Source organism: Actinoplanes sp. KI2 (assembly GCF_025630775.1).
Taxonomy (GTDB): Bacteria; Actinomycetota; Actinomycetes; order Mycobacteriales; family Micromonosporaceae; genus Actinoplanes.
Map to the genome: position 1 here is coordinate 80,324 of NZ_JAOSZE010000005.1, position 26,273 is coordinate 106,596.

General features: G+C 70.4%; 24 protein-coding genes. 6 read left to right on the top strand and 18 right to left on the bottom strand.

From position 1 onward, the window contains the following. Positions 1–14: 14 nt before the first annotated feature. Genes sufC through ODJ79_RS06850 form a run of 5 tightly spaced genes read right to left on the bottom strand, consistent with a single transcriptional unit; the run spans position 15 to position 4,376 of the window. Positions 15–776 carry a Fe-S cluster assembly ATPase SufC gene (sufC, locus tag ODJ79_RS06830; RefSeq protein WP_263022453.1) on the bottom strand — a complete coding sequence of 254 codons (762 nt, stop codon included), beginning with the start codon at positions 774–776 and terminating at the stop codon, positions 15–17. Continuing rightward, complete coding sequence (locus ODJ79_RS06835) at positions 773–1,105, bottom strand: non-heme iron oxygenase ferredoxin subunit (protein ID WP_263022454.1); 333 nt, start codon at positions 1,103–1,105, stop codon at positions 773–775. The genes sufC and ODJ79_RS06835 overlap by 4 nt, the downstream gene beginning before the upstream one ends. Next, positions 1,102–2,232: a Fe-S cluster assembly protein SufD gene (gene sufD / locus ODJ79_RS06840; RefSeq protein ID WP_263022455.1), complete on the bottom strand. Its 1,131-nt coding sequence runs from the start codon at positions 2,230–2,232 to the stop codon at positions 1,102–1,104. Before sufD ends, ODJ79_RS06835 begins: the two co-directional genes overlap by 4 nt. Positions 2,233–2,235: 3 nt before the next feature. Next, positions 2,236–3,657, bottom strand: a complete 1,422-nt coding sequence (gene sufB, locus ODJ79_RS06845; protein WP_263022456.1) for a Fe-S cluster assembly protein SufB — start codon at positions 3,655–3,657, stop codon at positions 2,236–2,238. Next, positions 3,654–4,376 carry a helix-turn-helix transcriptional regulator gene (locus ODJ79_RS06850; protein ID WP_263022457.1) on the bottom strand — a complete coding sequence of 241 codons (723 nt, stop codon included), beginning with the start codon at positions 4,374–4,376 and terminating at the stop codon, positions 3,654–3,656. The genes sufB and ODJ79_RS06850 overlap by 4 nt, the downstream gene beginning before the upstream one ends. Before the next feature lie 140 nt (positions 4,377–4,516). On the opposite strand from ODJ79_RS06850, the gene ODJ79_RS06855 reads away from it, so the two are divergent. Beyond that, the gene (locus ODJ79_RS06855; protein WP_263022605.1) at positions 4,517–5,425 is read left to right on the top strand and encodes a COX15/CtaA family protein; all 909 of its coding nucleotides are present in this window, start codon (positions 4,517–4,519) and stop codon (positions 5,423–5,425) included. A 1,592-nt stretch (positions 5,426–7,017) separates the two neighbouring features. Here ODJ79_RS06855 and ODJ79_RS06860 read toward each other — a convergent pair. From ODJ79_RS06860 to ODJ79_RS06870, 3 genes are all read right to left on the bottom strand, one after another. Further along, positions 7,018–7,926 (bottom strand): RimK family alpha-L-glutamate ligase, encoded by a 909-nt coding sequence (locus ODJ79_RS06860; protein ID WP_411267275.1) that lies wholly within the window; start codon positions 7,924–7,926, stop codon positions 7,018–7,020. 2 nt (positions 7,927–7,928) lie between these two features. Further along, positions 7,929–8,222, bottom strand: a complete 294-nt coding sequence (locus ODJ79_RS06865; protein ID WP_263022458.1) for a hypothetical protein — start codon at positions 8,220–8,222, stop codon at positions 7,929–7,931. Positions 8,223–8,405: 183 nt separating this feature from the next. Further along, the gene (locus tag ODJ79_RS06870) at positions 8,406–9,365 is read right to left on the bottom strand and encodes a heme o synthase (RefSeq protein ID WP_411267268.1); all 960 of its coding nucleotides are present in this window, start codon (positions 9,363–9,365) and stop codon (positions 8,406–8,408) included. A gap of 327 nt (positions 9,366–9,692) precedes the next feature. Between ODJ79_RS06870 and tkt the strand changes: the two genes are divergently transcribed. The 5 genes from tkt to pgl all read left to right on the top strand — a co-directional run bounded on the left by tkt (position 9,693) and on the right by pgl (position 16,264). Then, positions 9,693–11,747, top strand: a complete 2,055-nt coding sequence (tkt, locus tag ODJ79_RS06875; RefSeq protein WP_263022608.1) for a transketolase — start codon at positions 9,693–9,695, stop codon at positions 11,745–11,747. Positions 11,748–11,759: 12 nt separating this feature from the next. Continuing rightward, complete coding sequence (tal, locus tag ODJ79_RS06880) at positions 11,760–12,872, top strand: transaldolase (RefSeq protein WP_263022459.1); 1,113 nt, start codon at positions 11,760–11,762, stop codon at positions 12,870–12,872. Positions 12,873–12,958: 86 nt separating this feature from the next. Further along, complete coding sequence (gene zwf, locus ODJ79_RS06885; protein ID WP_317620640.1) at positions 12,959–14,476, top strand: glucose-6-phosphate dehydrogenase; 1,518 nt, start codon at positions 12,959–12,961, stop codon at positions 14,474–14,476. Further along, positions 14,473–15,486 (top strand): glucose-6-phosphate dehydrogenase assembly protein OpcA, encoded by a 1,014-nt coding sequence (locus tag ODJ79_RS06890; RefSeq protein ID WP_263022461.1) that lies wholly within the window; start codon positions 14,473–14,475, stop codon positions 15,484–15,486. The genes zwf and ODJ79_RS06890 overlap by 4 nt, the downstream gene beginning before the upstream one ends. Positions 15,487–15,547: 61 nt before the next feature. After that, positions 15,548–16,264, top strand: a complete 717-nt coding sequence (gene pgl / locus ODJ79_RS06895) for a 6-phosphogluconolactonase (protein WP_263022462.1) — start codon at positions 15,548–15,550, stop codon at positions 16,262–16,264. A gap of 7 nt (positions 16,265–16,271) precedes the next feature. On the opposite strand, the gene ODJ79_RS06900 is transcribed toward pgl, so the two are convergent. From ODJ79_RS06900 to ODJ79_RS06945, 10 genes are all read right to left on the bottom strand, one after another. Continuing rightward, positions 16,272–16,613 carry an RNA polymerase-binding protein RbpA gene (locus tag ODJ79_RS06900; RefSeq protein ID WP_263022463.1) on the bottom strand — a complete coding sequence of 114 codons (342 nt, stop codon included), beginning with the start codon at positions 16,611–16,613 and terminating at the stop codon, positions 16,272–16,274. Between the two features lie 114 nt (positions 16,614–16,727). Continuing rightward, positions 16,728–16,985, bottom strand: a complete 258-nt coding sequence (secG, locus tag ODJ79_RS06905) for a preprotein translocase subunit SecG (RefSeq protein ID WP_263022464.1) — start codon at positions 16,983–16,985, stop codon at positions 16,728–16,730. An 88-nt stretch (positions 16,986–17,073) separates the two neighbouring features. Next, on the bottom strand, positions 17,074–17,859 hold the full coding sequence (tpiA, locus tag ODJ79_RS06910) for a triose-phosphate isomerase (RefSeq protein WP_263022465.1): 786 nt from the start codon (positions 17,857–17,859) through the stop codon (positions 17,074–17,076). Further along, positions 17,859–19,055, bottom strand: a complete 1,197-nt coding sequence (locus tag ODJ79_RS06915; RefSeq protein WP_263022466.1) for a phosphoglycerate kinase — start codon at positions 19,053–19,055, stop codon at positions 17,859–17,861. Before ODJ79_RS06915 ends, tpiA begins: the two co-directional genes overlap by 1 nt. A 6-nt stretch (positions 19,056–19,061) precedes the next feature. Next, the gene (gap, locus tag ODJ79_RS06920; protein ID WP_263022467.1) at positions 19,062–20,057 is read right to left on the bottom strand and encodes a type I glyceraldehyde-3-phosphate dehydrogenase; all 996 of its coding nucleotides are present in this window, start codon (positions 20,055–20,057) and stop codon (positions 19,062–19,064) included. Between the two features lie 367 nt (positions 20,058–20,424). Then, entirely contained in the window at positions 20,425–21,405 is a 981-nt protein-coding gene (whiA, locus tag ODJ79_RS06925; protein ID WP_263022468.1) for a DNA-binding protein WhiA, read from the bottom strand. 60 nt (positions 21,406–21,465) lie between these two features. Next, on the bottom strand, positions 21,466–22,425 hold the full coding sequence (locus ODJ79_RS06930; protein WP_263022469.1) for a uridine diphosphate-N-acetylglucosamine-binding protein YvcK: 960 nt from the start codon (positions 22,423–22,425) through the stop codon (positions 21,466–21,468). Further along, the gene (rapZ, locus tag ODJ79_RS06935) at positions 22,422–23,345 is read right to left on the bottom strand and encodes an RNase adapter RapZ (RefSeq protein ID WP_411267269.1); all 924 of its coding nucleotides are present in this window, start codon (positions 23,343–23,345) and stop codon (positions 22,422–22,424) included. The genes ODJ79_RS06930 and rapZ overlap by 4 nt, the downstream gene beginning before the upstream one ends. A 71-nt stretch (positions 23,346–23,416) precedes the next feature. Next, positions 23,417–25,576, bottom strand: a complete 2,160-nt coding sequence (gene uvrC, locus ODJ79_RS06940; RefSeq protein WP_263022470.1) for an excinuclease ABC subunit UvrC — start codon at positions 25,574–25,576, stop codon at positions 23,417–23,419. Between the two features lie 107 nt (positions 25,577–25,683). After that, complete coding sequence (locus ODJ79_RS06945; RefSeq protein WP_263022471.1) at positions 25,684–26,220, bottom strand: Rieske (2Fe-2S) protein; 537 nt, start codon at positions 26,218–26,220, stop codon at positions 25,684–25,686. Positions 26,221–26,273: the final 53 nt, after the last annotated feature.

Below are 26,273 nucleotides of genomic sequence, written 5' to 3' on the forward strand. Positions count from 1 at the left end.
GTTCTCCCCCAGCTTCAGACGCGCGCGGCGACGTAGCGCTCGTAACCCTCGGCTTCCAGCTGCTCGGCCAGCTCCGGGCCACCCTCTTGAACGATCTTGCCGGCCACGAAGACGTGCACGAAGTCCGGCTTGATGTAGCGCAGGATCCGGGTGTAGTGGGTGATCAGCAGGAGGCCGGTCTCGCCGGTCTCGCGCACCCGGTTGACGCCCTCGCTGACGATCCGCAGCGCGTCGATGTCCAGGCCGGAGTCGGTCTCGTCGAGGATCGCCGTCTTCGGCTTGAGCAGCTCGAGCTGCATGATCTCGTGCCGCTTCTTCTCACCGCCGGAGAAGCCCTCGTTGACGTTGCGCTGCGCGAACGACGGGTCCATCTGCAGCTTCTCCATCGCCGAGCGCAGCTCGCCGGCCCAGGTGCGCAGCTTCGGCGCCTCGCCGTCGATCGCGGTCTTCGCGGTACGCAGGAAATTCGCCACCGACACGCCGGGAACCTCGACCGGGTACTGCATCGCCAGGAACAGGCCGGCGCGAGCGCGCTCGTCCACGGTCATGGCCAGCACGTCCTCGCCGTCCAGCGTCACCGTGCCGCCGGTGATCTGATACTTCGGGTGTCCGGCGATCGAGTAGGCCAGCGTCGACTTGCCCGACCCGTTCGGCCCCATGATCGCGTGGGTCTCGCCGGCCTTCACGGTGAGGTCGACCCCGGCCAGGATGGGCTTCAGCTCGCCCTCGGGCAGCTTCACCGACACCTTCAGGTCGCGGATCTCGAGGGTGCTCACGGGTTGACTCCATTGCTCGGTGTGGTCGAAACGTACAGATCGCCGTCGCGGATCTCGACGGCGAAGGTCGCCACCGGCTCGGTGGCGGGCAGCCCGGTGGGCTGGCCGGTGCGCAGGTCGAAGCGCGAGCCGTGCAGCCAGCACTCGAGCGTGCAGCCGTCCACCTCACCCTCGGAGAGAGCTACCGCGGCGTGACTGCATTCATCGCGTACGGCGTAGAAGTTGTCGTCGTCGGCACGCACGACGGCGATGTCGATGCCGCCCACCTCCACCGAGATGGCGGCGCCCTTCGCGACGTCGTCGGCCGAGCCGACAAGCTCGAAGTTCACGCGCCGGCCTCGGCCAGTCGCGCCTCGATCGCGTCGCCGAGCCGCGACCGCAGCTCCTCGACCGGGATCTTGTTGATCAGCTCGGCGAAGAAGCCGCGCACCACGAGCTTGCGCGCCTCGCCCTCGGTGATGCCCCGGGCCATCAGGTAGAACAGCTGCTCGTCGTCGAAGCGGCCGGTCGCGCTGGCGTGCCCGGCGCCGACCACCTCGCCCGTCTCGATCTCCAGGTTGGGCACCGAGTGGGCGATTGCGCCGTCGGTCAGCACCAGGTTCCGGTTGATCTCGTACGTGTCGGTGCCGGTGGCCGTGGCGCGGATCAGCACGTCGCCGACCCAGACGGTCTTCGCCGACGAGCCCTGCAGCGCCCCGCGGTAGCCCACGTAGCTGCGGCAGTCGGGCACGCTGTGGTCGACCAGCTGACGGTGCTCGAAGTGCTGGCCGGCGTCGGCGAAGTAGAGCCCCCACAGCTCGGCGTCGCCGCCCCGGCCGGTGTACTCGACGCTGGTGTACTGGCGGACCAGGTCGCCGCCGAGCGCCACCTGCACGTGCTGCACCCGGGCGTCCTTGCCGACCCGGAACCGCACGTGCTGGGCCTGCACGGCGCCGGCGTCCCACTCGGCCAGCGTCACGAACGTCAGCTGAGCGCTGTCGCCCAGGACGACCTCGACGTTGTCGGCGAGCAACGCCGTACCCGTCTGCTCCAGAATGACGGTGACCTTGGCGAACGCACCCACCCGGAGCACCGTCCGGGCGGCGGCGGCATCGCCGCCCTTGCCCAGCACGCGCACGACGATCGCCTCGTCGGTCGACGTCTCCGGCGCCACCTCGATCAGCGTCACGCCCGCCGCCGAGCCGTACGCCAGCGCGCTGATCCGGTCGAACGGCGTCAGCACCGCCTCGGCCTCGTCGACGTGCTTGACCGCGACGCCGACCGGCAGCTCACCGTGCTCGACGACCGGCGCGACACCGGTCAGCCGTGACGCGGTGACCAGCTCGCCGAGCCGCTTGAGCGGGGTGAAGCGCCACTCCTCCTCCAGCCCGTTGAGGGCCGGGAAGTCGGCGACGTCGAACGACCGCAGCACCTGCGACTTGGTGCTGGGCGGGGCGCTCTTTGTTTCCGTGGTCATTGGTTAGCCGACCGCGCCTTCCATCTGGAGCTCAATGAGCCGGTTCAACTCGAGGGCGTATTCCATGGGGAGTTCCTTGGCGATGGGCTCGATGAAGCCACGCACGATCATCGCCATCGCCTCGTCCTCGGTGAGACCACGGCTCATCAGGTAGAAGAGCTGGTCCTCGCTGACCTTGGAGACGGTCGCCTCGTGCCCCATCGACACGTCGTCCTCGCGGATGTCGACGTACGGGTAGGTGTCCGACCGGGAGATGGTGTCGACCAGCAGCGCGTCGCACTTGACCGTGCTCTTCGAATGCGACGAGCCCTCCATGACCTGCACGAGGCCGCGGTACGAGGTGCGGCCGCCGCCCCGGGCGATCGACTTCGACACGATCGTCGAGGAGGTGTACGGCGCGGCGTGCACCATCTTGGCGCCGGCGTCCTGGTGCTGCCCCTCGCCGGCCATCGCGACGCTGAGCACCTCGCCCTTGGCGTGCGGGCCGGTCATGTAGACCGCGGGGTACTTCATCGTCACCTTGGAACCGATGTTGCCGTCGATCCACTCCATGGTCGCGCCCTCCTCGCAGGTGGCGCGCTTGGTGACCAGGTTGTAGACGTTGTTCGACCAGTTCTGGATGGTCGTGTACCGGCAGCGGGCGTTCTTCTTCACGATGATCTCGACGACCGCCGAGTGCAGCGAGTCCGACGAGTAGATCGGCGCGGTGCAGCCCTCGACGTAGTGCACGTAGGCACCCTCGTCCACGATGATCAGGGTCCGCTCGAACTGGCCCATGTTCTCCGTGTTGATCCGGAAGTACGCCTGCAGCGGGATCTCCACGTGCACGCCCTTCGGCACGTAGATGAACGACCCGCCGGACCACACGCTGGTGTTCAGGGCGGCGAACTTGTTGTCGCCGACCGGGATCACCGTGCCGAAGTACTCCTTGAAGATGTCCTCGTGCTCCTTGAGAGCCGTGTCGGTGTCGAGGAAGACGACGCCCTGCTCCTCGAGGTCCTCACGGATCTTGTGGTAGACCACCTCGGACTCGTACTGGGCGGCGACACCGGCCACGAGGCGCTGCTTCTCCGCCTCCGGGATGCCCAGCTTGTCGTACGTCGCCTTGATGTCGTCGGGCAGGTCGTCCCAGGACGCCGCCTGCTTCTCGGTGGAGCGCACGAAGTACTTGATGTTCTGGAAGTCGATCCCGGTGAGGTCGGCGCCCCACGACGGCATCGGCTTGCGGTCGAACAGCCGCAGGCCCTTGAGCCGGAGGTTGAGCATCCACTCGGGCTCGTTCTTCTTCGCGGAGATGTCGCGCACCACGGCCTCGGACAGCCCGCGCTGAGCCGCGGCGCCCGCGACATCGGCGTCGGCCCAGCCGTACTCGTACTTGCCCAGGGCGGCGAGGTGCTCTTCCTGAGTGACGATCTGGTCGGTCATGTATCTGTCCTAACCATGGGTGCGGTTAACCGCGTCGGGCTGGGAATGTGCGTCGTGCACACTCCGTCGCCGTGCGCGATGGTGGCGAGACGCTGCACGTGGGTGCCGATGAGCCGGGAGATGACCGCGGTCTCGGCGTCGCACAGCTGGGGAAACTCGGCAGCCACGTGGGCCACCGGACAGGAGTGCTGGCACAGCTGGCCGCCGGACGCGATCGTGGTCGCGCTGGCAGCGTAGCCCTCGGCGGTGAGCGCCTCGGCGAGCGCCTCCGCCCGCTTGATCGGATCGTCGCCGGCCTCGCACATCGCCTGCCGGCACCGCTCCTCGAGGGCCGCGACCTGAGCCGCGGCGAACTCGCTGACCGCCTCGGGACCGCTGCGGTGCGCGATCCAGCGCAGGGCGGCGGTGGCGATGCCGTCGTAGTGGTGCGGATTGAGGTCTTCCCGCGCGGCCGGGGTCAGCGCGAACGCCTTCGCCGGCCGGCCACGCCCGCGAGGACCCCGGTTACGGACCTCACGGGTCTCGACCACGCCGTCGGCCAGCATCGCGTCCAGATGCTTACGAATCGCCGCGGAACCCAGCCCCAGCTCAGCGCCGAGCTCGGCGGCGGTGGCCGCGCCCCGCTCGAGCAACAGCTGGGCGACGCGATCACGGGTGCGCCCGTCCGACGCGCTGGCGGACGCCAGCACACCGCTTCGGACCAACACCTCGTTTTTCACTACGACAACGTTACGTATTTCCGCCGGAGGCCGCAAACGGGCTTTCCGGTGATCCAGGCCACCGCTCTCCCGGAGCCCACGATTTCTCGTCCGGGCCGCTGCGTACGATCCGAGAGGTGAAGCTCCCCGGCCTGCGCCCGATGGCCCTGGCGTCCCTGATCGCGAATATCGCTCTGGTCGTCACCGGTGCGGCAGTTCGCCTCACCGATTCCGGTCTCGGCTGCCCCACCTGGCCCAAGTGCACCGACGCCTCGTACACGACGACGTCGGCCATGGGCGTGCACGGCGTCATCGAGTTCACCAACAGGCTGCTGGGGATCGCCCTGTTCGTGGTCGCCGTGGCCTGCTTCGTGGCCGCCTGGCAGCAGAAACCGAGGCGGCGCCGGCAGGTGCGCCTGAGCCTGCTGATCCTGCTCGGCATCCCCGGCCAGGGCGTCGTCGGCGGCATCACGGTCCTGACCGACCTCAACCCGTGGGTGGTCGGCCTGCACTTCCTGCTCTCGATGGCCCTGATCGCCGCCGCGTACGCGCTGTGGCTCTCAACGGCGGAGGACGACGGCGCTCCGGTCTCCCTCGTCCCCGCCCCCCTCCGCCACCTCACCGTCCTGACCGTCCTGGCCGCCGCAGGCGTCATCGTCCTGGGCGTCGTCGTGACCGGCAGCGGCCCCCACTCAGGGGACCACGGCGCCAAGCGCAACGGCCTCGACCCCGCCGCCATCTCGCAGGCCCACGCCGACATGGTCTTCCTCCTGCTCGGCCTCACCGTCGCCCTGTGGCTGTCGTTCCGCGCGGTCAACGCCCCCGCCCCGGCCCGAGTCGCCCTGACCCTGCTGGTGATCGAACTGGCTCAGGGCCTGATCGGCTTCGTCCAGTACTTCACCCACCTCCCGGTAGCCGTGGTAGCCGCCCACATGCTCGGCGCCGGGCTGGTCTGGACGGGCGCCGTCGCCGTCCTGCTGGCCATCCGCGACCGCCCAGCCCCACCGCCGGCACCCACCGCGTCAACGACGGCTGCACTCCCCGCCACCGACCCGGTCCCCTCCCGCTGACCTCCGCTCCCGCTGACCTGGTCTCCGCCGACCTCCCCTTCCGCCGACCGGGTCTCCGCTGACCTGGTCTCCGCTGACCTGCCCTTCGCCGACCCGTCTTCGCCGACCCGTCTTCGCTGACCTGTCTTCGCTGACCTGTCTTCGCTGACGTCCCCTCTACCTATCCCTCGGCGTCCTTATCGACGACTCCGCGCCGATACCTCCTGCCCCACTCGCGTTCGCGGAATCACAGCGCTCGCTACACACAAGCCGTCCACCGTTCACGCCAGCACCCATGCACTCGACCGCGTGCCCGGACCAGCTCGGCGACCTGAAGAGTTACGGGCGACAGCGCACGAAGAAATGGCACATCCTCGACATTTCGGTCAGCAACAGTCCTGGAGCGGCGGTTCCTCGAACGCGAACACACCATGATCGAGACGTGGTGGCCGAAGAGAGTGGATTTTCTGCTCGCTCCGAACGCCAGCCCTTCATGATCTGCGTGCGGCGGACAACGTTGGGGTGGTTGCGAGCGCTGCGCTCACCAGTCGCACGAACGCTCCGCACTTTGCCGCGGGGCATCGACGCGGGTGGAGACGGCGCCAGGCGTCGGCACCGGGCCGGGCGGGCCGCTGTTTGCGCTGCGGGGCGGGTGGATCCACCGGCACCGTCGTGGAGGTGCGCCTGGACGGTGCCGGTGGACGGCGGGCGCACCGGGAGAGTTGTGCGCCGCCACGCTCGCATTCGGAGGAGTCTCTTAGGCGTCTCCTTTCTGGGCCCGGCGTGGAGAGGGGACGCCGGGTGGTCCTGGTCGGAGTGACTGGGCTCGGCCGCGGCCGGGGCTCGGATGAGAGTTCGCCGCTCCGGCGATGACCCCACGGGACAGGAGCGGGCGAAACCGGGCCCCGGCCGCGGCACTACCGGGCTGGGGCTGCGACGGGCGGTCGGTCGCCGGTGAGGCCTCAGCCCGGGAGCCGGTCTGCGGTCGGCGATCGACCGCCGGGCACGTGCGGGAAGCTGGGCCGGGCCGGGACCGACCGACCATGGTGCGAGACCAATGACCAGCCGGCCGAGACCGACGCACCCCGGGCCAAGACGGACCGACTGACGGCCAGGACCGACCGACCGCCGGCCGAGAGGGCTGGGCTCCCGGCCGAGCGCGAGGGGCTGCCGGCCGAGCGCGAGGGGCTGCTGGCCGCGAGGGGCGGGCTGGCGGCCGCGAGGGGCGGGCTGCCGGCCGCGAGGGGCGGGCTGCCGGCCGCGAGGGGCGGGCTGCCGGCCGAGGACGGGAACTGTGGCTGCCTATGGGCGGTGGTGGGGCGTGACATGCGAGCAGCGTGCCGGGTGGGGCCGATCAATGACGGAGCAAGAGCGTGGCCTGTGGACGACACGCCAAGCCGTCCACAGGGGCCAAACGAGGCATCGCAGCTCAGCGCGTTTCGTTGCCGGCTGCCGCGGAGCGGAAGGGCCACCGCGGACACCATCCAGGCGCAAGGGAAGGCCACACGCGAGAGTCGCGCTGCGGCCGTAGGGGTGCAGGCGGTCGCGGGGCGCGGCGGGTGCGGCCGCAAAACCGCGCGGGGCGGCCCGGCCCTCGTACGCGAAATGGGGTGTTAAGGGAGGCGGTTCTGGATGGCGTCGGCCAGGCGTGCTGCCGCGCCGGCGGCCGTGCGGAGGAACAGCGACGGCTCGGTGAGCTCCAGTTCGAGGAGCATGGGGAGGCCGTCCGGGCCGGGGATGAGGTCGACCCGGGCGTAGAGCAACGCGGCCGGCGAGGACGGGATCGCGGCCAGGACCTGTTCGGCCGTGGTCAGCTCGGCGGGGGACGGCGTGCGGACGGTGATCTGCTCGCTGCCGGGGTCGATGCGGCCCTCGTCGGGGCCGGTGAGCATGGGGCCCTTGCGCACGGCGTGGCTGAAGGACAGCCGGCCGGTGGCGTCGGGGAAGTACAGCAGGGCCGTCTCGCCGTCGGTGTCGACCGCCTTGAGATACGGCTGGATCATCGCGGTGCGGCCGGCCGCGGTCAGGCGGTCGACGTGTGCGGTGGCGAGGGCGGCCTGGCTGGGCAGGGCGTAGCGGCCGGTGTCCTGGCTGCCGGCGCTGATCGTGGGCTTGACCACCCACTCGCCGTCGGTGGGCGGGGTCCAGGTCTCGCCGGGGCGCACGTAGGTCGTGGGGGTGATCGGGACGCCGGCCGCCTCGAGGTCGCGCAGGTAGACCTTGTCGGTGTTCCAGCGCAGGATGTCGACCGGGTTGAGCAGGCGGGGCACGCTCTGCGCCCAGGTCAGGAAGTCGGCGCGGCGCGGAACGTAGTCCCACGGGGAGCGCAGGACGGTCAGGTCGTAGGTGTCCCAGTCGGCGGCGGGGTCGTCCCAGCTCACCGCGTCGACCACGAGGTTGCGCGCCCGCAGCTCGTCGCGCAGGGGGAAGTCGTCGTCCCAGAGGTCCGGGAAGAGGTCACAGGTAACGAGGGCGACCCGGGAGGTTTCCCGGGTCGCGTGGGTGGGGTGGGGCAGGGACAAGATCAGCGGGCCATGGCGCGGCGCGACATCGAGCGCCACAGGTCGTGGCTGGGTCGCATCTGCTCGAGGAGCTCGCGCTCCCACTCGTTCTCCACCTCGACGCCGGCGGACTCGCACGCCTGGCGGGCGACGTTCGTGTCGTCGGCGAACTGGTCGGACCACTCGCCGTCCTGGCCGACGAGGACAATGCGGGCGCCGCGCTTGCCGACGTACTCGATGACCGCCTTGGCGCCGCCGTGGCCGGTGGCGAAGGATTTGATCCCCGCGGTCAGTGTCGTATCGGAACCTTGAGCCATGAGGGGCAGCGTAAGCACTTCCCTCCCCGGAGCAAGCATCGTCTCTGCCATTTTGTGACGGCAATTACCTGCGGGTTTAAGTTCGCGGCCCATTGGTATGGGTGAATTGCGCCCGAATTGCCGGTATCAACAGGTTCCCATCGATGGAGTGATCACCCGTAACCCGAAATCGGGACAGTCCGGTCAGACGAGGGCCTCGACGGCGACCGCGATGAACAAGATCGTGAGGTACGTGATGGACCAGTGGAACAGTCGCATCGGCTTGGCCGGCTCGCCCTTGCGGGTCCGCTGAACCAGCAGGAAAGCCTCACCGAGGAACAAAGCGCCCGTGATCACCGCGGTGACGCCGTAGATCGGCCCGAGCCCGAGCGGCCAGGCGGCCAGCGAAGCGACCACGGTGAGCACGGTGTAAAGGGCGATCTCGCCGTTCACCCGGGCCGCGGAACGCACCACCGGGAGCATCGGGATGCCGGCCCGGGCATAGTCGGCCTTGTACTTGATGGCGAGCGCGTAGAAGTGCGGCATTTGCCAAAAGAAAACAACCGCGAAAAGCGCCCAGCCGAGCGCCGACACCGAGCCGGTCACCGCGGCCCAGCCGATGATCACCGGAGCCGCGCCGCAGACGCCGCCCCAGAACGTGTTGGCCGGGGTGCGCCGCTTGAGCCAGAGCGTGTAGACGACGTCGTAGTAGACGATCGCGCCCGCGGTCAGCGCGGTCGCCAGCCAGTTGGTGAAGACCGCCATGAGCGCGACGGCGACGACCGCGAGGGTCAGTCCGAAGATCAGCACGGCACGCGGGGTCACGCTGTGTGCCGGCAGCGGCCGCCGCTTGGTGCGCCGCATCAGCTCGTCGATGTCGCGGTCGATGTAGCAGTTGAGCGCGCTGGCCGCGCCGCCGGCGAGACCGCCGCCGACCAGGACCACCGCGAGAATGCGCAGGTCGGGCCAGCCGCCGGAGGCGAGCATCAGGGTCGGCACCGCGGTCACCAGGAGCAGCTCGACGATCTGTGGCTTGGTCAGCGCCAGATAGGCGCGGAACACGGCGATCAGATCGCGGCGCGCCCGCGTGCCGGCCGGCTGGTCGGCGCGTGGAGGGACGCCCGGCGCCCGTCCGGGGACGGGTCGCTCGGTGATCATGCTCACGGACAGCCACCTTCCGGCATCGGCACTCGCCAAAATCACGACCGTTGCCGGCGCCAGCCGGCGGCACGCTCGGACAGCCTACGCTCAGCCGAATGCACTGCTCCGGCGGCCCGGGCCGGGTGCGGGGCGTCACACTGGGTGTCCGCTCTCAGCGTATGGGCCTGGGACGTTCCCCGGGCACGGGTTTACGGCAAGTGGATAGGGTCAACCTCAAAAGGGTCCCCAATTCATGCCCCGAGGAGCACAACCGACGTGGCTGCCACAGTTCCTGCTCTCAATTGGTCCGACCTCGACCGTAAAGCGGTCGACACCGTCCGGGTGCTGGCCATGGACGCCGTGGAGAAGGCCGGCAACGGCCACCCCGGCACGGCGATGAGCCTCGCGCCGGCCGCCTACCTGCTGTTCAACCGCGTCATGCGCCACGACCCGACCGACCCGCACTGGGCCGGGCGGGACCGGTTCGTGCTCTCCGCGGGCCACTCCAGCCTCACCCTCTACATTCAGCTGTTCCTCAGTGGTTACAGCCTGTCGTTGGAGGACCTCGCCTCGCTGCGCCAGTGGGACTCGCTGACCCCGGGCCACCCGGAGTACGGCCACACGCCCGGCGTCGAGGTCACCACCGGCCCGCTGGGTCAGGGCATCGGCAACGCGGTCGGCATGGCGATGGCCACCCGGCGGGAGCGCGGCCTGTTCGACCGGGCCGCCGAGGCGGGCAGCTCGCCGTTCGACCACCACATCTACTCGATCTGCTCGGACGGCGACATCGAGGAGGGCGTCAGCCACGAGTCGAGTGCGATCGCCGCGGTGCAGAAGCTCGGCAACCTCACGGTGATCTACGACGACAACGAGATCTCGATCGAGGACGACACCCGGATCGCGAAGTGCGAGGACGTCGGCGCTCGTTACGAAGCGTACGGCTGGCACGTGCAGACCGTCGCGTGGCGTAAGGGCGACCCGGCCAAGGGCGACTACCACGAGGACGTCGAGGCGCTCTGGACCGCGATCCAGACCGCGAAGTCGGTGACCGACCGGCCGTCGTTCATCGTGCTCAAGACCATCATCGGCTGGCCGGCGCCGCACAAGCAGAACACCGGCAAGATCCACGGCTCGGCGCTGGGCGCGGACGAGGTCAAGGCCACCAAGGAAATCCTCGGCTACGACCCGAACGAGACGTTCGTCGTCGACCCCGCCGTGCTGGAGCACACCAAGAAGGCAGTCGAGCGGGGCCGCGCCACGCACGCCGAGTGGCAGAAGGCGTTCGACGCGTGGGCCGCCGCCAACCCGGACGCCAAGGCGCTCTACGACCGGCTCATCGCCCGCAAGCTGCCCGACGGCTGGGAGAAGTCGCTTCCCGAGTTCCCCGCGGACGTCAAGGGCCTCGCCACCCGCGCCGCCTCGCAGCAGGTCCTCAACGCTCTGGCGCCGGTGCTGCCGGAGCTGTGGGGCGGTTCGGCCGACCTGGCCGAGAGCAACAACACCACGATGAAGGGCGAGCCGTCGTTCATCCCGGCCGAGTACGCGACCAAGGACTTCCCCGGCAACGAGTACGGCCGCACGCTGCACTTCGGCATCCGCGAGCACGGCATGGGCTCGATCCTCAACGGCATCACCGTGCACGGCGCGACCCGTCCGTACGGCGGCACGTTCCTGGTCTTCAGCGACTACATGCGCGGCGCCGTCCGGCTCTCCGCGCTGATGAAGCTGCCGGTGATCTACGTGTGGACGCACGACTCCATCGGCCTCGGCGAGGACGGCCCGACGCACCAGCCGATCGAGACGCTGTCCGCGCTGCGGGCGATCGTCGGCCTCAACGTGGTCCGGCCGGCCGACGCCAACGAGACCTCGTACGCCTGGCGCGGCGCCCTCGAGCACACCGACTCCCCCACCGCCCTGGCCCTCTCGCGCCAGCCGGTGCCGACCTTCGACCGGTCGAAGTACGCGTCGGCCGAGGGCGTCCTCAAGGGCGGCTACGTGCTGTCCGAGGCCGCCGGCGGCGACCCGAAGGTGATTCTCATCGGGACCGGCTCCGAGGTGCAGCACTGCCTCACCGCCCAGGAGCGCCTCGAGGCGCAGGGCACCCCGACCCGGGTGGTCTCCATGCCGTGCCAGGAGTGGTTCCACGCCCAGCCGATCGCGTACCAGGAAGAAGTGATCCCTCGGGGGGTCAAGGCACGTGTAACGGTCGAGGCTGGCATTCGGATGAGCTGGGATCGCATTCTTGGAGACGCGGGCGAGCCCGTGAGCATCGAGCACTACGGCGCCAGCGCGCCCGCCAAGATCCTCTTTGAGCAGTTCGGCTTCACCGCGGACAACGTGGTGGCAAAGGCCAACGCCGCCCTGGCCAAGGTCGGCGAGATCACCGGTCACACGACCGGTAACTGAGGGAGCAGAACCATGACTGATCGGCTGGCCGAGCTCTCCGCCCAGGGTGTGGCGGTCTGGCTCGACGATCTCTCCCGGGTTCGACTGACGAGCGGCTCGCTGAAGAAGATGCTCGACGAGCAGCACGTCGTCGGTGTGACCACCAACCCCAGCATCTTCCAGAAGGCCCTCTCCGACGCCGACGCGTACGACGCCCAGGTCAAGGACCTGTCCGTGATGCGCGTCACGGTCGAGGAGGCGGTTCGCCTGATGACCGCCCAGGACGTCCGTGGCGCCTGCGACGTCGAGCGGCCGGCCTACGACGCCTCGAACGGCGTGGACGGCCGGGTCTCGATCGAGGTCGACCCCCGCAAGGCGCACGAGACCGAGAGCACCATCGCCGAGGCGAAGACGCTCTGGTGGCTCGTCGGCCGGGAGAACCTCTTCATCAAGATCCCGGCGACCCTCGAGGGCCTGCCCGCGATCACCGCGACCCTGGCCGCGGGGATCAGCGTGAACGTGACGCTGATCTTCTCGCTCGAGCGCTACCGCGCGGTCATGGAGGCGTTCCTGGCCGGCGTCGAGCAGGCCAAGGCCAACGGCCACGACATCACCAAGATCGGCTCGGTGGCGTCGTTCTTCGTCTCCCGGGTCGACACCGAAGTGGACAAGCGCCTCGAGAAGATCGGCACCGACGAGGCGAAGTCGCTGATGGGCAAGGCCGCGATCGCCAACGCGCGGCTGGCCTACGAGGCGTACGAGGAGGTCTTCGGCACCGACCGGTGGAAGGCCCTCGCCGCGGCCGGCGCGCACCCGCAGCGGCCGCTGTGGGCGTCCACGTCGACCAAGAACCCGGACTACAAGGACACCATCTACGTCGAGGAGCTGATCGCCCCCGGGACGGTCAACACCATGCCGGAATCGGTGATCCACGCCTTCGCCGACCACGGCGAGGTCCGCGGCGACACCATCACCGGCGCGTACCCGCAGGCGCACCAGGTGATGGCCGACCTCAAGGCGGTCGGGATCGACTTCGACGACGTGGTCAAGGTCCTCGAGGACGAGGGCGTCGACAAGTTCGCGGTCAGCTGGAAGGAGCTGCTCGAAAGCGTGCACAAGTCCCTCCAGGCCGGCACCGGCGTCTGACACTCCGCATCGGGGTCCGCTCGATCATCGGGCGGGCCCCGTGCCTATTTCAGCTGCACACACCGAGAACTGGCAGGATGGAGCACGTGGGCAATCCGCTGCGTACCGCACAGGACCGCAGACTCCCGCGCATCCCGGAGCCCTGCGCTCTGGTGATCTTCGGGGTCACCGGTGACCTGTCCCGAAAGAAGCTCATCCCGGCCGTGTACGACCTGGCCAACCGCGGTCTGCTGCCGCCCGGTTTCGTGGTGCTGGGCTTCGCCCGCCGCGACTGGGGCGACGGCGACTTCGAGTCCCTGGCCCTCGAGGCGGCGAAGAAGGGTGCCCGGACCCCGTGGCGCGAGGAGGTGTGGCAGCGTCTGGCCGGCCAGTTCCAGTTCGTGCCCGGCTCGTTCGACGACGACGCCGCGTTCGACAACCTGGCCACCACGCTGGACGACCTGCGCGAGCGCAACGGCATCCCGGGCAACGCCGCCTTCTACTTCTCCATCCCGCCGGCCGCCTTCCCGCTGGTGCTCACCCAACTGGCCCGCACCGGCATGGCCGACAACGCCAAGTCCGGCGGCTGGCGCCGGGTGGTCGTGGAGAAGCCGTTCGGCAACGACCTGAAGACCGCGATCTCGTTGAACCAGCTGGTCGACGAGGTCTTCACCCCGCAGGACGTCTACCGCATCGACCACTACCTGGGCAAGGAGACGGTCCAGAACATCCTGGCCCTCCGCTTCGCGAACAGCCTGTTCGAGCCGGTGTGGAACTCCAAGTACGTGGACAGCGTGCAGATCACCATGGCCGAGGACGTCGGCATCGGCACCCGCGCCGCGTTCTACGACTCCGCCGGCGCCGCCCGCGACGTGCTGCAGAACCATCTGCTGCAGCTGCTCGCGCTGGTCGGCATGGAAGAGCCGACGAGCTTCGATCCGAACGAGATCCGCGCCGAGAAGCTGAAGGTGCTCAAGGCGATCAGCCTGCCCAAGGACATCGCCGCCGGCTCGGTCCGCGGCCAGTACCTGCAGGGCTGGGTGGCCGGCGAGCGCGCCGTGGGATACCTCGAGGAGAAGGACATCCCGTCCGACTCCACCACCGAGACGTACGTCGCGGTCCGCCTCGGCATCCAGAACAGACGCTGGGCGGAGGTCCCGTTCTACGTGCGCGTCGGCAAGCGGATGCCGCGCCGGGTCACCGAGATCGCGATCCTCTTCAAACGCGCCCCGCACCTGCCGTTCGACCCGGCCGACGTCGAGATGCTCGGCAACAACCAGCTGGTCATCCGGGTCCAGCCGGACGAGGGCGTGGTCCTCAAGTTCGGCTCCAAGGTGCCCGGCACCACGATGGAGGTCCGCGACATCGCGATGGACTTCCAGTACGGCGAGGCGTTCACCGAGTCCAGCCCGGAGGCGTACGAGCGGCTCGTGCTCGACGTGCTGGTCGGCGACCGCACCCTGTTCCCGGACGCGGCCGAGGTCGAGCAGTCGTGGCGGGTCATCGACCCGCTCGAGGCCGCGTGGGCGGACACCAAGCCGGAGCCGTACCGGGCCGGCGAGTGGGGCCCGCGGGCGTCGGACGAGATGCTGGCCCGCGAGGGTCGCGCGTGGAGGCGAGCATGATCGGGTTGTGGGACACCACCGGCAACGAGGTCGTCAAGGCGCTCGCGGCCGAGCGGCGCAGCGCCGGCGGCGTGGCCTCCGGGCTCGCCCTGACCCTGGTCGCCGTGGTGGAGGAGAAGAAGGTCCGGGAGGCCGAGGCGGCCGCCACCATCGCGGCGGCGGCCCACCCGTGCCGCCTGCTCATCGTGGTCCGCTCCGACCTGGAGGGCCGCAGCCGGCTGGACGCCGAGATCGTCGTGGGCGGCCGGCTGGGGCCGGCCGAGGCGGTCGTCATGCGGATGTACGGGCGGCTCGCCCTGCACGCCGAGTCGGTCGTCATGCCGCTGCTCGCCCCGGACGTTCCGGTGGTCACCTGGTGGCACGAGGAACCGCCGGACGTGATCGCCAACGACTTCCTGGGCGTCGTCGCCGACCGGCGGATCACCGACTCGGCGCAGGCCCCCGATCCGGTGGCGGCCCTGCGGCAGCGGGCGCAGGACTACGCCTCCGGCGACACCGACCTGACCTGGACCAGGATCACGCTGTGGCGCACGCTCGTGGCCGGCGCCTTCGACACCACCGAGGAGCGGGTCGTCGGCGCCACCATCGTGGCACCTGAGAAGGACCCGACCGCGGCGCTGATGAAGGGCTGGCTGCAGTCCCGCCTCGGGATCGTCCCGACGTGGGAGTTCACCGACCGGGCCCCGCGGATGCACTCGGTCGAGCTGCAGTGCGCCAACGGCGACTGCGTGCGGGTCACCCGGGAGGAGAACACCGCGCTGTTCAGCCGCACCGGGCAGGAGGACCGCTACATGCCGCTGCCGAAGCGGCCGGTCGGCGACGAGCTCGCCGAGGAGCTGCGCCGGCTGGACGCCGACCAGATCTACGCCGAGGCGCTCGGCGCGCTGGCCGGGGTCTCCGACCTCGACAAGAGGCCGCCCATGCGGGTGCACGTCTGGAAGGATCCGGCCCTGGCCGCCCGCGCGAACGACGCCGGCGCCATGGCCGGCCCGGGCGGTTCGGCCGCCTAGCTCCACCGTCAGCAGGGCCGCCCGCCGCACGGTGGGCGGCCCTTCGCCTCAGGAGGCACATGTGAGCAAGACCCTGGTCGTGGTGGTACCCGACGCGGACGTTCTCGCCGCCACAGTGGCGTCGCGACTCGTCGCCAAGATCGTGGACGCGCAGGCCGAGCGCGGCGCGGCGAGCGTCGTGCTGACCGGCGGCCGGATCGCCGCGAAGGTGCTGCGCACGGTCAAGGACCTGCCGGCCGCGCGGGCGATCGACTGGTCGACCGTGGACCTGTGGTGGGGCGACGAGCGGTTCCTGCCGGCCGGCGACCCGGACCGCAACGAAACCCAGGCGCGCGAGGCGCTGCTGGACGCGCTGCCGCTCGATCCCGCCCGGGTGCACCCGATGCCCGCCTCGGACGGCCCGGACGGCGACAACGCGGAGGCGGCGGCCGCCCGCTACGCCGCCGAGCTGAGGACGCCGTTCGACGTGCTCATGCTCGGCGTCGGCGAGGACGGACACGTCGCGTCGCTCTTCCCCGAGCACCCGGTCCTCAACGAGGCCGGGCAGGCCACGGCCGCGGTGCACAACAGCCCGAAACCGCCGCCCACCCGGATCACGCTGACGATGCCCACCATCCAGAGCGCCGACGAGGTGTGGCTGGTCGCCGCCGGGCCGGACAAGACCGACTCGGTCGGCGCGGCCCTGAACGGCGACAAGACCAAGCCGGCCGCACACGCCACCGGCACGTCGCGCACCTATTGGCTGCTCGACCGCGCCGCAGCCGCCAAGATCCCGTAAGAAGGCGTCACTCGCCGCGGCGCTGGCGAACCTTGGCCAGCGCCTCGGCGAGGATCTTCGCCCCGTCCTCCGCGGAGCGGCGCTCCTTGACGTAGGCCAGGTGTGACTTGTACGGCTCGACGCGCAGCCGGCCGGGCGGGTTCTCCCCGTCCAGGCCCGCGGGCTGACCACAGCGCGGGCAGTCCCACGTCTCCGGCGCCGGGGCCTCGGCCGCGAACTTGATCTGGCTGGCGTGCCCGGCCGCGCAGAAGTAGACCACCTCCCGGCGCGGGGCGGGTTCGCTGCGCTCGTCGGGGCGCATCGGGCTGGACCCGACGCGGCTGCCGCGGATCGCACTGCCACTGGACACGGACGTCACTCCTGTCTCGAGGGGCGTTGGTGAGAAGACCACAAAAGCAGGCGAAAAACGCCGCGCGCCCGGCTGAACCGGACGCGCGGCAGATTCTACGACTATTACCGTCGGTCAGGAAGCAGGCAGGGCCAGGCGCAGCCAGAGTCCCAGCCCGACGATGCACGCGAACCACACGATGCCGACCAGCACGGTGTAGCGGTCGAGGTTTTTCTCCGCCACCGAGGAACCCGCCAGGCTGGACGTGACGCCGCCGCCGAACATGCTCGACATGCCGCCGCCCTTGCCGCGATGCAGCAGGATCAGCAGGGTCAGCAGAATGCTGGTGATCACCAGCAACACGATCAACGTGTACGCGAACCACATCGGCATGATCGGGTTCATTCCTCTCGAGGGACAGATTGCGCCCCAACAATAGCGGGTGCCCGGCCACGCTCGGCGACCGGGCACCACAGCGTGCTCAGCGGGTGACGTGCTCCCGGAACCGGACGATCGAGGCGAACTCCTCGGCGTCCAGCGACGCGCCGCCGACCAGGGCGCCGTCGATGTCCGGCTGCGACATGATCGCGGCGATGTTGCCGGACTTCACCGATCCGCCGTACTGGATGCGCACGACGTCGGCGACCTCCTTGCCGTAGAGCTCGGCGACGCACGACCGGATCGCGCCGCACACCTCCTGGGCGTCCTCCGGCGTCGCGGTCTTGCCGGTGCCGATCGCCCAGACCGGCTCGTACGCGATGACCAGCTTCTTCACCTGCTCGGCGGTGAGCGACTCGAGCCCGGCGGTGACCTGGTTCGCGCAGTGCTCGACGTGCCCGCCGGCCTCCCGCACCTCCAGGCCCTCGCCCACGCACAGGATCGGCGTGAGCTCGTTCCGGAAAGCGGCACGCACCTTCGCGTTGACCAGCGCGTCGTCCTCGTTGTGGTACTCACGCCGCTCGGAGTGCCCGGCGAGCACGTACGAGCAGTTGAGCTTGGCGAGCATGCCGCCCGAGATGTCGCCGGTGTAGGCGCCCTTCTCGTGCGGCGAGAGGTCCTGCGCGCCCAGGCCGAGCTGCAGCTTGTCGCCGTCGATCACGGTCTGCACGGTGCGCAGGGCCGTGAACGGCGGCACCACGACCACCTCGACGTCGGTGAGCTGCTGCTCGGTGAGGCTGGCCGCCAGCTTCTGCACCAGGAGGTTGGCCTCGAGGTGGTTGACGGTCATCTTCCAGTTGCCGGCGATGATCGGACGACGGTCACTCATCAGTTCTCCAGAGCTTCGACGCCGGGCAGCTTCTTGCCCTCGAGGTATTCGAGGGAGGCACCGCCACCGGTGGAGATGTGCCCGAAGGCCGACTCGTCGAGGCCGAGCGTGCGCACGGCCGCGGCCGAGTCGCCGCCGCCGACCACCGAGAAGCCGTCGATCTTGGTGATGGCCTCGGCGACGCCCCGGGTGCCGGCCGCGAACGGCGCGAGCTCGAAGACGCCCATCGGGCCGTTCCAGAAGACGGTCTTGGCGCCCGCGATCGCCTCGGCGAACAGCGCCGTCGATCTGGGTCCGATGTCCAGGCCGAGACGGTCAGAAGGAATGTCCGAGACATCCACCGTGTCGAAGGAGGCGTCCGCCGAGAACTCGGTCGCCGCAACCACGTCCACCGGCAGGACAATTCGCCCACCCGCCTGCGACAAGAGCGACGAGCAGGTGTCGACCATCTCCTCCTCGAGCAGAGACTTGCCGACCTCGTGCCCCTGAGCCTTCAGGAACGTGAAGCACATGCCGCCGCCGACCAGCAGCTTGTCCACCTTCGGCAGCAGCGCCTGGATCACCGCGAGCTTGTCGGACACCTTCGAGCCGCCGAGCACCACCACGTACGGCTGCTCCGGGCTCTCCGAGACGCGCCGGAGCACCTCGACCTCGCGCAGCACCAGCCCGCCCGCGTAGTGCGGGAGAATGGCCGGCACGTCGAAGACCGAGGCGTGCTTCCGGTGCACCGCGCCAAATGCGTCATCCACGTAGAAGTCAGCAAATTTCGCCAACTCTCCCGCAAAAGCGGCACGTTCCGCGTCGTCCTTCGAGGTCTCCCCCGCGTTGAAGCGAAGGTTCTCCAGCAGGAGCACGTCGCCGTCGTTCAAAGCGGCGACGGCCGCGGTGGCGGAAGCGCCGACCGTGTCGGCCGCGAAGACCACCGGCGTGCCGAGCAGCTCACCGAGCCGCGTGGCGACGGGCGAGAGCGTGTACTTGGGGTCCGGCGCGCCCTTCGGGCGGCCGAGGTGCGACATGACGATCACACGCGCACCGGCGTCACGCAGCGCGACCAGGGTCGGCAGCACCGCCCGGGCCCGCCCGTCGTCGGTGATGACGCCCGGTTTGTTCTTGTCGAACGGGACGTTCAGGTCGGCGCGCACGAGCACGCGCCGACCCGAGACACCCTCGCCGAGCAGGTCGTCGAGAGTCTTCACGATGCGTCAGCCAACCAGCTTGACCAGGTCGACGAGGCGGTTCGAGTAGCCCCACTCGTTGTCGTACCAGCCGACGACCTTGACCTGGTTGCCGATGACCTTGGTGAGGCCGGCGTCGAAGATGCAGGAGGCCGGGTCGGTGACGATGTCCGCCGAGACGATCGGGTCCTCGGTGTAGGTCAGGATGCCCTTGAGCGCGCCGTCCGCGGCGGCCTTGATCGCGGCGTTGACCTCGTCGACCGAGGTCTCCTTCTTCGCCTGGAAGGTCAGGTCGGTGGCCGAGCCGGTCGGGATCGGCACGCGCATCGCGAAGCCGTCCAGCTTGCCCTTGAGCTCCGGCAGCACCAGGCTGACGGCCTTGGCCGCACCGGTCGAGGTCGGCACCACGTTCAGGGCGGCGGCGCGGGCGCGACGCAGGTCCTTGTGCGGGCCGTCCTGCAGGTTCTGGTCCTGCGTGTAGGCGTGGATGGTGGTCATCAGGCCACGCTCGATGCCGATCGTGTCGTTGAGGACCTTCGCCATCGGGGCGAGGCAGTTGGTGGTGCAGGACGCGTTCGAGATCACCGTGTGCTTGGCGGCGTCGTACAGGTTGTCGTTGACGCCCATCACGATCGTGATGTCCTCGTTCTTGGCCGGGGCCGAGATGATGACCTTCTTGGCGCCGTTGTCGGCGTGCACCTTGGCCTTGGTGGCGTCGGTGAAGAAGCCGGTCGACTCGATGACCACGTCGGCGCCCAGGTCGCCCCACTTGAGGTTGGCCGGGTCGCGGTCGGCGAACGCCTTGAAGGTCTTGCCGCCCACCGTGATCTCGTCGGCCGTGGCCTTTACCTCCTGCGGCAGCCGGCCCAGGATCGAGTCGTACTTGAGCAGGTGGGCCAGCGTCGCGTTGTCGGTGAGGTCGTTCACGCCGACGAGCTCGATGTCCGCGCCGGAGGCGAGCACCGCCCGGAAGAAGTTGCGTCCGATACGGCCGAAGCCGTTGATGCCAACCCGGATAGTCACAGGTGGATCTCCTCGTTTCGGTCCGCCGGATTTCGTCGACCGGCGGAGGGTTTACGCCGACCTCGTGCTCGGGCCGGCGAAACTTTGCGTCCGGCCGTCGCGCTCCCCACACAGGGGATCTAGTAGGTGGCGCCGCGCTGACTGGCGGCGTCACGGCGCGCATCGGCCGAGCTGCCGGCACCGTCGCCGTCCTGCAAACCCTATCGGAGCCCCCGGCCCCGGCGAGCGGCGGGTGGCTAACTCAGAAATTAACCAAAACCCCATTTACCGTACGCGTGAACACCAGTCCCGCCTTCTCCCCGCGGCCTCCCTGCCGCCCAAGGCCGCAGCGCGCCTCTCGCGTGTAGCGGTGGCCGAGCTCAAAACCTCAGCAAGCGAGCATCTCCGGCGTGACTGCGGCCTCGGTGTCCGGGATGCCCAGGTCGCGGGCCCGCTTGTCGGCCAGCGCCAGCAGCCGGCGGATCCGGCCCGCGATCGCGTCCTTGGTCAGCGGCGGGTCGGCGAGCGCGCCCAGCTCCTCCAGCGAGGCCTGCCGGTGCTCCAGCCGCAGCTGGCCGGCCGAGGTCAGGTGGTTCGGCGCCTCGTCGGAGAGGATCTCCAGCGCGCGGGTGACCCGGGCGGCGGCGGCCACCGCGGCGCGGGCCGAGCGGCGCAGGTTGGCGTCGTCGAAGTTGGCCAGCCGGTTGGCCGTCGCCCGCACCTCGCGGCGCACCCGGCGCTCCTCCCAGGCCAGCACGCTGGCGTGCGCCCCGATCCGGGTGAGCAGCGCGGCGATCGCGTCGCCGTCCTTGATCACCACCCGGTCGACGCCGCGGACCTCACGCTCCTTCGCGGTGATCCCGATCCGGCGGGCGGCGCCGCGCAGCGCGAGCGCGGCCTCCGGACCCGGGCAGGTGATCTCCAGGGCGCTGGACCGGCCCGGCTCGGTGAGCGAGCCGTGCGCCATGAAGGCGCCCCGCCAGGCCGCTACGGCGCAGCACACGTTGGCCGACACGACGTGCGGCGGCAGGCCGCGCACCGGGCGCCCGCGCACGTCCAGCAGGCCGGTCTGGCGCGCGAGGGCCTCGCCGTCCTTGACGATCCGCACGATGTAGTGGCTGCCCTTGCGCAGGCCGCCGCTGGCCAGCACGTGCACCTCGCTGGGGTAGCCGTACACGTCGGCGATCTCGCGGCGCAGCCGGCGGGCCACCGCGCCGGTGTCGAGCTCGGCCTCCACCACCACCCGGCCGGACACGATGTGCAGGCCGCCGGCGAACCGCAGCAGCGCCGCCATCTCCGCGCGGCGGCAGCACGGCTTGGGCACATCGACCCGGCTCAGCTCGTCCTTGACCGCTGCCGTCATAGCCATCGTGTTGTCACCTCATGCGCCGGATCTTCAAAAGTTGGTGCCGCACTACTACGCCACTGCTTAACGAGCGGCGCCCAATACTGGCACCAGTGCAACACCCAACGACTCAGGATCATGCCTGGGGCTGCCGTCCGCAACGGCCAGAGGTGCCAACACGAGCCGCGCGCCCAGCGATTCGGCCGCCCGGTGCACCGGATCGGGCTCGCCGACCCACTTCGCGTCGGCCAGCACCGTGTCGATCCGCAGCCCGGGCAGGTACCACCGCAGGGCGGCCAGATGGTCGGCCACCGACAGGCCGGAGGTCTCGTTGTCGGAGGCCAGGTTGAGCGTGACGAGCCGGCGGGCCGGGCTCGCCATGATCGCCTCAGCCAGGCCGGGCACCAGCAGGTGCGGCAGCACGCTGGTGTACCAGCTGCCCGGGCCGAAGATCAGCCAGTCGGCGGCGTGAATCGCCTCGATCGCCTGCGAGCAGGTGGGCGGGTCGGCCGGCTCGATCCGGAGCGCCTCGACGTGCCCCGGGGCGACCGCCACCGCGTGCTGCCCGCGCACGGTGACCACCGCACCGGGGCGGGCCGGGTCGCCGTCCAGGACCTCCGCCTCGATGCCGACCGCGTGCCGGGCCATCGGCAGCACCCGGCCCTGCGCGCCGACCATCGCGGCCGCGTGGTCGAGGGCGGCGACCGGGTCGTCGAGCATCTCCATCAGCCCGAGCAGCAGCAGGTTGCCCACCGCGTGCCCGGCCAGCGGATCGTCCCCGGCGAACCGGTGCTGCAGCAGCTCGGCGGTGCGCTGCCGGACCGGGTCGTCGCAGGCCAGGGCCGCGAGGGCCTTACGCAGGTCGCCGACCGGCAGCAGCGCGTCCCGCTCGAGCAGCAGCCGGCCGCTGGAGCCGCCGTCGTCGCCGACCGTGACGATCGCGGTGATGTCCAGGTCGAGGTCGTGCATGGCGTGCCGCAGGCCACGCAGCGAGGCGGCGAGCCCGTGCCCCCCGCCGAACGCGACCACCCGGGTCGCGGTCACTCCCGCCCCAGGTCGCGGTGCGAGGCGTGGGCCGACAGCCGCATGTCGCGCAGTTGCGCGGTCAGCTCCTCGGCGATCGCGACGCTGCGATGCTTGCCCCCGGTGCAACCGACCGCCACGGTCAGGTACCGCTTGCCCTCCCGCTCGAAGCCGGGCGCGGTCGAGCCGATCAGGCCCGCGTACGTGTTCACGAACTGGTCGGCGCCTTCCTGGTCGAGCACGTACGTGCTGACCGCCTCCTCCAGGCCGGTGTGGTCACGCAGCTCGGGCACCCAGAACGGATTGGGCAGGAACCGGGCGTCCAGCACGTAGTCGGCGTCCGGCGGCAGGCCGTACTTGAAGCCGAAGGAGAGCACGGTGATCCGCAGCCGGAGCACGTCCTCGCCGGCGAACAGCTCCTCGACCCGGCGGCGCAGCTGGTTCACGTTCAGGTGGCTGGTGTCGATGATCACATCGGCCTGCTCGCGCGCCTCCTCGAGCAGCTTGCGCTCGGCCGCGATGCCGTCGGCGAGGCGGCCGTCGCCCTGCAGCGGGTGCGAGCGGCGCACCGACTCGAACCGGCGGATCAGCACCTCGTCGTCGGCGTCGACGAACACCACCCGGGGCAGGAAGCCGCGGTCCTTGAGCGCGCGCACCGCGCCGGCCAGGTCGGTGGAGAAGGCCCGGCTGCGCACGTCCAGCACCATGGCGGTACGCCGGGCGGCGCCGCCGGCCTCGAAGGCGAGCTGGGCCATGTCCAGCATCAGGGCCTGCGGCAGGTTGTCCACCACGTAGAAGCCGACGTTCTCCAGGGCGCGGGCCACCGTGCTGCGGCCGCCGCCGGACAGGCCGGTCACGACCACCAGGTCGGTGGCCAGCTCGTTCGGATCCACCACACCCCCGACCGCGTCGTCAGGGAAATCCGGCACCGACTCCGTCACGAACGCCTCCCGCGTCGCCCCGCCCGCACCTCACCGGGCGGACACACAATCCTATGCACCGCTGCGCTCGCTCACTGTTCGGCACCGGACGTCGACGAGTTGAGCCCGGCGGCCCCCGCGACCCGCGACGGGCCGGACTCGGCGGCCCCCGCGACCCGCGACGGGCCGGACTCGGCGGCCCCCGCGGCCGGCGCCGGGTCGCGCTCGGCGGCGTCTCCGGCCGGCGCCGGGTCGCGCTCCGCGGCGTCCCCGGATGTCCCCGCCTCCGCGGCCGGCGCCGGGTTGAGCGCGGCCAGCAGTGCCTCGGCGGTGCGCTTGCCGATCCCGGGCACCTCGGCGATCTCCTCGACCGTGGCGGCGGCCAGACGTTTCAGCGAGCCGAAGTGCCGCAGCAGCGCCTTGCGCCGGGCCTCGCCGAGGCCGGGCACGCTGTCGAGGGCGGACGCGGTCATCCGCTTGGAGCGGCGCTGCCGGTGATACGTGATCGCGAACCGGTGCGCCTCGTCGCGCACCCGCTGCAACAGGTAGAGCGCCTCGGAGGTACGCGGCAGGATCACCGGGAAGTCCTCCCCCGGCAGCCAGACCTCCTCGAGCCGCTTGGCCAGCCCGCACAGCGCCACGTCGGTGATGCCCAGGTCGGACAGCACCGCGGCGACGGCGTTGACCTGCGGCTGCCCGCCGTCCACGACGACCAGCTGCGGCGGGTACGCGAACCGCCGCGCCTTGCCGGTGAGCGGGTCGATGCCGGGCAGGTCATTGGTGGCGATCTCGTCGCCGTCCGCCGCAGCCGGGGGCTCCCCGTCGAAGATCTGACCGGCGCCGGCCTGCGCCTTGTACCGGGCGAACCGCCGGCGCATCACCTCGCTCATCGCGGACAGGTCGTCCAACCCGCTGCCGTCCGCGTTGCCCCGCACCGCGAAGCGGCGGTACTCGCTCTTGCGGGCCAGGCCGTCCTCGAAGACCACCATGGACGCCACCACGTCGGTGCCCTGGATCTGCGACACGTCGAAGCACTCGATGCGCAGCGGCGACGTCTCCATGCCGAGCGCCTCGGCGATCTCGTCGAGCGCCTTGCTGCGGGTGGTCAGGTCGCCGGCCCGGCGCAGCTTGTGCCGCTGCAGCGACTCCCCCGCGTTGCGTGCCACCGTCTCCAGCAGGGCGCGCTTGTCGCCGCGCTGCGGCACCCGCAGGTGCACCCGGCTGCCGCGGTGCTCGGAGAGCCAGTCGGCCAGCGCGGGCGCGTCCTCCGGCAGCTCCGGCACCAGCAGCTCGCGCGGCACGTCGCCCTCGCCGGTCTCGCCGCCGTACATCTGCGAGCAGAAGTGGTGCACCAGGTCGCCGGTGGACAGATCCTCCACCTTCTCCACGACCCAGCCGCGCTGGCCGCGCACCCGCCCGTCGCGGACGTGGAAGACCTGCACGGCCGCCTCGAGCGGGTCCTCGGCGAAGGCCACCACGTCGGCGTCGGTGCCGTCGCCGAGCACCACGGTCTGTTTCTCCATCGCGCGGCGCAGCGCGGCGATGTCGTCGCGCAGCCGGGCCGCCCGCTCGAACTCGAGCTCCTCGGAGGCCTGCATCATCTCGCGCTCGAGCCGTTTCACGAACGTGTCGGTGCGCCCGGCCATGAAGTCGCAGAAGTCGTCGACGATGCCCCGGTGCTCGTCGGCGCTGACCCGGCCGACGCAGGGCGCCGAGCACTTGCCGATGTAGCCGAGCAGGCACGGGCGGCCGATCTGGCCGGCCCGCTTGAAGACCCCGGACGAGCAGGTCCGCGCCGGGAAGACCCGCAGCAGCAGGTCGAGCGTCTCGCGGATGGCCCACGCGTGTGAATAGGGACCGAAGTAGCGCACGCCCTTGCGCTTGGCCCCGCGCATCACCTGCAGGCGGGGGAACTCCTCGTTGAGGGTGACCGCGAGGAACGGGTACGACTTGTCGTCGCGGTACTTCACGTTGAACCGGGGGTCGAACTCCTTGATCCAGGAGAACTCCAGCTGGAGGGCCTCGACCTCGGTCCCGACCGTGACCCAGTCCACACTCGCCGCGGTGGTCACCATCTGCTGCGTGCGGGCATGCAGCGACCAGGTGTCGGCGAAGTAGGAATTCAGGCGATTCCGCAGGTTCTTGGCCTTGCCGACGTAGATCACCCGGCCGGCCGGGTCGCGGAAACGGTAGACGCCTGGCGACTCCGGAATGGTCCCTGGCGCCGGACGGTACGTGGACGGGTCTGGCACGGGCTCAACAGTAGTGCGAGGGGCTGACATGATTAGCCGACCGGAGGTCCGTTGCCGCCGCCACGGCGTCGGACCTCCGGCCGACTGTGCCTGTTTCGTCTGGCAGCTCAGGCCTTGACGATGCTGTCGCCGTCCACCTTGACCTTGGTCTCGGCGAGCGGCTTGGTGGCCGGCCCGGTGGTCGGCTCGCCGGTCTCGATGGAGAACTTGCTGCCGTGGCACGGGCAGCTGATCACGCCGCCGTCGATCTTGCTGACGTCGCAGCCGGCGTGCGTGCACACCTTGCTGAACGCCTTGTACTGCCCGGCGGCCGGCTGGGTGATCACGTAGTCGGCGGTGATGATGCCGCCGCCCTGCGGCACGTCGGCGGTGCTGGCCAGCGCGCTGCCGCCGGTGCCGCCGCCGGACTTGCCGGTGTCGCCGGGGTTGGCGTTCGCCTTGCCGCTGCCGGCCGGCGCCGGGTCGTTGCTGAAGTCCGTGCCGTTGGTGTTGGAGCTGCTGCTGGTGGTGCCGCAGGCGGCCAGGACTGCCGTGGCGCCGACGGCCCCGGCGCCGAGCAGGACGAGCCGGCGCGGCGAGCCGGTGACCGGACCGGCCGGCCCCTCGGCGGTGTGCTCGGTCTCCGTCGTCTGCACGTCTGTCATCGGTTGCCCTCCAGTGCATGGTCCGCGAATGTGGTCACGCGGCGTCGCAGTTG